Annotated in this window: 4 protein-coding genes and 2 pseudogenes; 3 read left to right on the forward strand and 3 right to left on the reverse strand. The window is 36.0% G+C overall.

What is annotated here, in order from left to right; genetic code table 11:
* Both DW059_RS15990 and DW059_RS14510 read left to right on the forward strand, forming a co-directional pair.
* Nucleotides 1-901: hypothetical protein (locus DW059_RS15990; RefSeq protein ID WP_158552136.1), on the forward strand; the 901-nt coding region annotated here is incomplete at its 5' end.
* Entirely contained in the window at nt 901-3,972 is a 3,072-nt protein-coding gene (locus tag DW059_RS14510) for a DEAD/DEAH box helicase (protein ID WP_117699265.1), read from the forward strand. The genes DW059_RS15990 and DW059_RS14510, both read left to right, overlap by 1 nt.
* Nucleotides 3,973-4,031: 59 nt before the next feature.
* Here the strand turns inward: DW059_RS14510 and DW059_RS16620 are convergent.
* Both DW059_RS16620 and DW059_RS14520 read right to left on the reverse strand, forming a co-directional pair.
* A pseudogene (locus tag DW059_RS16620) lies at nt 4,032-4,270 on the reverse strand (DUF6061 family protein).
* A 168-nt stretch (nt 4,271-4,438) separates the two neighbouring features.
* Nucleotides 4,439-5,404: pseudogene (locus DW059_RS14520) on the reverse strand (transposase); the annotation flags it as partial.
* 209 nt (nt 5,405-5,613) lie between these two features.
* On the opposite strand from DW059_RS14520, the gene DW059_RS14525 reads away from it, so the two are divergent.
* Nucleotides 5,614-6,288, forward strand: a complete 675-nt coding sequence (locus DW059_RS14525; protein ID WP_117699267.1) for a YoaK family protein — start codon at nt 5,614-5,616, stop codon at nt 6,286-6,288.
* 2 nt (nt 6,289-6,290) lie between these two features.
* On the opposite strand, the gene DW059_RS14530 is transcribed toward DW059_RS14525, so the two are convergent.
* Entirely contained in the window at nt 6,291-6,653 is a 363-nt protein-coding gene (locus tag DW059_RS14530; protein ID WP_117699268.1) for a metal-dependent transcriptional regulator, read from the reverse strand.
* Nucleotides 6,654-6,772 lie beyond the last annotated feature (119 nt).

Below are 6,772 nucleotides of genomic sequence, written 5' to 3' on the forward strand. Positions count from 1 at the left end.
AAAGTATCATAAACTAAAGCAAATGGGGGAAAGGCCTTGTATAGTAATATTATTTTTTCAAAAAGAAAAAAGGACGAACAATCTATATACTGCTTTTCAATTGGGTTATTCAAGTGATAGAGAAGCTTTTTTACAGTATATACTTCCGGTATTGAAAGAAGAATATGGACTTGGTGAAAGTTTTGAACAAAAAACGGAGTCGTTGTCTGATGAGAGAAAAGAAATAATGCGTGGGTTGATGGAAAGATATAATACCCCCAATCCAGCAGTTAATCCACTAAAAGGTGGCCGCACCCAACTGAAGCCCGTTAGAAGTAAAATTGGCGAAGTTATTGCAAAAGATTATTTGCATAAAAATTTAGATGTATCTTTTGCAGGAAGAATTAGTTTGGAGGAAGACGACCCAGATTTGCCGAAACGAGGAGTTGATAATTTCGGATTCATTTTTAAAGAAGTTAATGGTGAATTTGAATTACAGAAAGTAGTAATTTGTGAAGTGAAGGCATCAGAATCAAAGAAAAATCCGCCAGAAGTGGTATCGGAAACGAAGGATAGTTTGTATAAATCATTATTAGAATTAAGTACAGGCAATGATAGACTCATGAAAGCTTTGGTTAAATCATTTGATAGATTTGATATTGATAAGTTTGCTACTCTTATTGGAGAATTAGCAGTTGATATTGAGAAAAATGATGTGTTACAAGAGACAAGAAAGAAAATGTTAATTGTACCGTTTTTATTGAGAACAGCAACGACATATAAGGATGCGGATTTTGGCATTTTTTATACAGACCCATCTAAATTTAGTGGTGCTACTATAAATTATTATATTATGGTGGTTGATGTTGCGTTAAACGAATTTGCTGATGACTTATATTCAAGTGTTCGAGGTGAAAACTAATGAATGAATTGTTGACCAAAAAGTTGAATAGTTTATTGAATTTAGATAAACCTAAAAAAACTATTGGCATTTGGAATATACGTGAATTGTGTAACAAGATTCAAGCAGAAAATTTGGCTGAACAGTATGAACTTAAATTCGATTTCACCTATTTGTATCACTATTTGGGACTAAAATTAGTTAATGAATATGATGATAAAAAAGATGTTTTGCTTGAGGGTTATGAGTTATTAAAAGTCACATATTACTCAGGGCAATATAAAGGTGAATTAGAACGTATACGAATGTTGGCACAATTAGTGGCATCAGGGGTTATTTGCTCGAAAATTGCAGAAGTAAGAATGCTATTAAAGGATGAATGTTTAGATGAAAGTTATGTTAAGCAATTCGATAATCCGTTTGAAAAACTTTATGTTATTACAATAATTGTCTTTCTATTAGCAGTAAGAAAATTAAATGGATGGAATGATATAGATGAAATAGAAATTTTAAAAAATGAATTGGATATTGTTGCAAAAAATTTAGTGCCAGAAGGAGAAGAAGAAATATATTTTGTGACAGGATGCTTCAATTTGGAAGAGGCAATAGGTTCGTACATAAGCTATATTGTTTCAGGAAAACCTGCAAATGTTGAAAAGGTTATAATAAGAAAAATAATCGCTGCCAGAGATTCTTTTAATGAGATTGAACGACAAGAGGATGCGTTATTGGTGTTACTTATTATGCATGCTCTAAAGGCAATGATACGAAATTCATTGTGGGCGTCTATAGAAGGTATATCACAGAAATTAGACGAATATTTAGAGATGATACTTAGCCGTAGCAATTCAAAGCCAATATTTGATTTGTGGCCATCTCAGAAGAATGCGATTGAGCAGAATTTGTTTGACATGACTAAATCTGCATTAGTTGTACAAATGCCAACCAGCGCAGGAAAGAGTTTGTTAGCAAAACTATACATTATGCAGACTAAGAGTGTTTATAGCGATGCTAAGATTGCGTATTTAGTTCCGACAAGAGCGTTGGTGAATCAGGTTAAACGAGATTTGAAAACGGAGTTTGAAGGGTTTGGATATAGTGTAGACATAGCAATTCCTTTTATGGACATAGATGAAATAGAAGAAGAGCTTTTATTAAAAAATACAGATATACTTGTAACCACGCCAGAGAAATTTGATATTATGCAAAGATCGAAGCATCCGTTTGTGGATAAATTGCGTTTGGTTATTGTGGATGAAGCACATAACATTCAAGATGGCGAGCGCGGTGCTAAACTGGAGTTGTTGCTGGCGATGTTAAGAAAGAACGATAGAAATTTAAAAATTTTAATGCTCAGTCCATTTATGAAAAATGCAAATGAGATAGCAAGTTGGTTGAGCGATGATAGAGGAATAGATATTTTTGTGAATTGGAAACCTGCACAGCAATTTACAGGAATAAGTAGGAATATACCATTATCACCTAGAGGAAGTATTCAGCAAGTTAAGTATATTCCATCTGCATGCAACGATGTATATAATGAAGAATTCACTTTGGATATTAAAAGGTTGTCAAGACAAGAAAAAAAGAAGGCCAGGCAGTCATATCTGCTTGCAGAAAAGTATAAGCATATAGGTGGAGTTTTGGTGTTATGTACACAACAACGATATGCAGAAAATTTTGCAGAAATATATCTTGATAAAGATGATATTTCAGAAGCGGAAAAACTAGAAATATCTCCATTATTAGAATTGATTGAAACTGAAATGGGATCAGATAGTTTACTATATAAAGTTTTGTTAAAGGGCTGTGCGTATCACCATTCAGCATTGCCACTCAGCATAAGAGAAGAGATAGAGGATGCTATTCGACGTGGATTTATCAAGGTTGTTGCAGCCACAACCACATTGGCTCAGGGAATGAATTTTCCTATTGCTACAGTGATATTTCAAGGCATGACGGTACCCAAAGAGGGATATTCGCGAAATATGTCGGCATCTGAATTTTGGAATATTGCTGGAAGAGCTGGGCGCGCGTTGGTTGACAAAGAGGGCCATGTAATTGCAGTCTGTGGTAGCAATGAGCAGGAAGAACAGTTTAGGGAATATTTAGCCAATAGGAATGAGGAAATAGTATCTTCTTTATTACAAGTAATAGAGAAAATTCCGGAAGACTGCTTGTCGTCATATTATATTGAACAGTATGGGGAATTATCAACATTACTGCAATATATATATCACATTGAGAAATTATACGAAGATATAGAAATTGAGGACTTACTGCGTGGTAGTTATGTGTACTCTAATTTGGAGCGAAAAGGAAATAACGAACTTGCAGAAAAGCTTGTGAGAATTACAAAAAAATATATTGGAAAGATGGGAGAGGATTTATCAAGAAAGAAACTGATGGACATTATTGATACTACAGGCATAAGTAGTATTAGTATGAAAAAATTAATGTTTGAAATTAGTAAGAGAAATATGTCCATTCCTGAAAGTGGTATATTATTTAGTGGAAAAGATAACCAATTAGTGGATGTTATCAAGATGGTTAATAGTATTCCAGAGATAAACTTAGGTATGTTTGATGCTAATGCACCGTTGAATGCCGAGAATGTTGCTTTATTAACGAAAATGTGGGTTCACGGATATAGCATAAGAGCAATAGCCGATAAGTGCATTAATAATGAAAACTATGATGCACAAGCGAAAATGAATATATGTGGTAAATATATATATTCGAAGCTTATTAATAATCTCCCATGGGGGATTTCTGCTATTTTCAAGGCGCAAGGAATTGTTAATCCCCAAGAAGATAAGGGTGAGACATATCCGCTGATTCCAGCATTTATTTATTTTGGTGTTAATAATGTAGTTTCTGTGGCATTGTGTATGTTAGGGGTATCGAGGTATGCTGCACGTATATTAGCTAAAGAGTGGTATAGAAAACAGGGCGAAATTAGTATTAAGCAATGCGAAAAGGTGAGAGAATGGTTATATAGTCTGAATTTGGAAGATTGGAAACGAATTTTTAAATCTCATGAAGCGAAGAATGCAGAAACGAACTATAACATATGGTTAAAAAATAGGTAATTTATGAATTGCTATGGATGAGCTAATCCCCTCTCGCTATTTGAGAGGGGATTGATTCTTTAGAAAGACTCCAAACTATCCTCTGTATCAACCTCTGCTTGCATCTCGCCATCCAGCACAAGCCGGGCATATTCTAGCAGATTATCAATTGCCAGAGCATTCAGGCACCGTTGAGAATTGGGAGTAGTTTGTATCCCGGATTCTGCTTGGTTGCAGTTAATCGGAGGATGTAGCCGTCATAGTGGTTAATGCCGATGCTGTTGTGCATCGGGTTATATTCTGCGTGTATCAATTTCATTGTTATCAGTCCTCGTATAATATCTTTTAGAGATATATAAATACATGTATCTAGCAGACTGTAGATAAAGAGCTTTGAGAAATTATGTTCTCGGAGCTCTTTTCCTATTACTATAAAGGTGTCTGAGTTTAAACGACCATATTTCCACTGGATTTATGCCATTTGTAATCCCCTTTCTTTCTTATATTTTGCAAGCTTTTTTAAATTCATGCACGCAAAGGTGAGCGCGACCTCCATTTTCATCCGCGCTTTTCCGTACATTTGTGTATATCGGAATCCATGGTTTTCTTTTGCTGTTCCAAAGATTCTTTCAATTGTTTCTTTACGGTGTGAATATAAATCTTTCATACCAATTGTTTGACGTATATCTTCGCATGTTTCCATGTAATCTTCCCAAACATGTCTTGTGATAAGTTTTACATGATTTTGGCTTGCTGTACATTGAGATAAATATTGACATTCTTCACAGATTTTTCCGCAGCTTTTGGACTCTCGATATCCATCTCGGTTGGTGGTGCTGTAGTGCAGGAAATGATTACCTGGACAAATGTATGCGTCATTGTATTCATCATACACATACTCGTGTTTTCTGAAAAATCCGTCTTTGGTCATTGAGCGTTTGTATGGAAATACCGGTGTCACGCCATCGTCTATAAGCATTTTTGCTATTGCCGGAGTTTTATAACCAGCATCAACAATACAGTATTTCATTCCAACATGTGTGAGCTTGTCGTAAAGGTCTTTAAAAGTTCTGCTATCATGCTCGTTGCCTAGATTTATTGTAAAATCTATAATCCATCCGTTTTTATCGCAGGCAGTTTCAATCCCATATGCAAACACATGCTTGTGTTTCCCTTTTCGAAACCATCCACTTTCAGAATCTGTTGTACTGCACTTGATGTTTTTTCCGTCTAGCGGAATGTCATCTGTATAGTCTTCAAATTTATCATTACCACCGGATCCTGGCTTATTATGATTGTCTTTATCTTCGAGAGGTTTCTTTCCGTGTGCTTCTCGGTCAGCATTGATATCTTTGCGCAGCATATCGGCATAGAATAAGGACTCTTGTTGTGCAATTCGTCTTTGCATCTTTTGGTTATTAGCCCTTGCTTTGACATAGCAGGTTATGATAAAGAAAAGAAAGCTGCATATATTGAATATGCAAATGGAGACAGAAAATATGCAGAATAGAAAGCCGATGGTGCTTGGCTTAGCCATAGTTGCGTTATGTTAGGTTGAAAAGCAAATTCCAAACGAAGATAAGAATAGTGTAGAGACCTCATCCCACCCCTTGACACCCATAGTATAATAAGAAGAAAACCAAGGATGAGAGGATGATAATTATGAGGCGTTCCAGACAGATGTCGGAATCAATAGAACTTGGAATCGTGCTGGCGTTGGCTGGAGGATTTATGGATGCATATTCCTATATGTGCAGGGATGGAGTATTTGCTAATGCGCAGACGGGAAATATGTTATTGCTCGGAATCAATTTATCGGAGAGAAATTGGGGAATGGCACTGCGTTATCTGTTTCCGGTGCTGGCATTTGCGGTGGGAATAGCGCTGGCAGATGTAGTACGGGTACATGCAAAAGATAAGAGCCTGTTTCACTGGCGGCAGCTTTCTGTATTATGTGAAGCACTGGTGCTATTTGTGGTATGCTTTTTTCCACAGAGCATGAATCTGGCAGCCAACAGTCTGACTTCACTGGCATGTGGCATACAGGTGGAGAGCTTCCGGAAGATACATGGCAATGGAATTGCAACGACAATGTGCATTGGAAACTTAAGAAGCGGGACACAGAACTGGTGTGATTTCCATTATACGAAGAATAAAGAATCCGCGTTTAAAGGAATGCTGTATTATGGCATTATCCTGATGTTTATAATAGGGGCGATTATTGGAAATGCTTTTGTGAAATTACTGGCAGAGAAAGCAATTTTGATATGTGCAGCCGTGTTGTTCATGGCATTCATTATGATGTTTGTAGACAAAGAAAAAGCTTTGGAGCAGTAATATTACTGCTTCAAAGCTTTTTTGATTGCGGTAAAGCTTTCTTTACTGATAACATGTTCCATTTTGCATGCATCTTCTGTTGCGATTTCCTTTGGTACACCAAGACTTTCTAACCAGGTAGAAAGGAATTCGTGACGTTCATAAATCATTTCTGCAATTTCACGACCGGAGTCGGTAAGATAGATGAAACCGGAATCGGTTACCGTAATATGATTCTTTTCTCTTAAATTCTTCATTGCTATGCTGACACTGGATTTCTTAAAGCCAAGTTCATTGGCAATATCTACAGAACGAACCACAGGAAGCTTTTTGCTCAGCATAAGAATAGTCTCAAGATAATTTTCTGCTGATTCATTTGTTGCCATATAACAACACCCCCATTAACGTTTTTTTCTATAATAATACATGAATTTAGGTAAGTATAACATATTAAGCAGAACATATCAAATCATAAAATGAAGCAAAAAAATGTTTCTTAATGATA

Source organism: Roseburia sp. AF42-8 (assembly GCF_003435965.1).
GTDB classification, from domain to species: Bacteria; Bacillota; Clostridia; order Lachnospirales; family Lachnospiraceae; genus Roseburia_C; species Roseburia_C amylophila.

Coding starts and splice junctions, on each gene's coding strand:
- DW059_RS14510 (WP_117699265.1), top strand. CDS start 901: ATGAATGAATTGTTGACCAAAAAGTTGAATAGTTTATTGAATTTAGAT.
- DW059_RS14530 (WP_117699268.1), bottom strand. CDS start 6,653: ATGGCAACAAATGAATCAGCAGAAAATTATCTTGAGACTATTCTTATG.
- DW059_RS14525 (WP_117699267.1), top strand. CDS start 5,614: ATGAGGCGTTCCAGACAGATGTCGGAATCAATAGAACTTGGAATCGTG.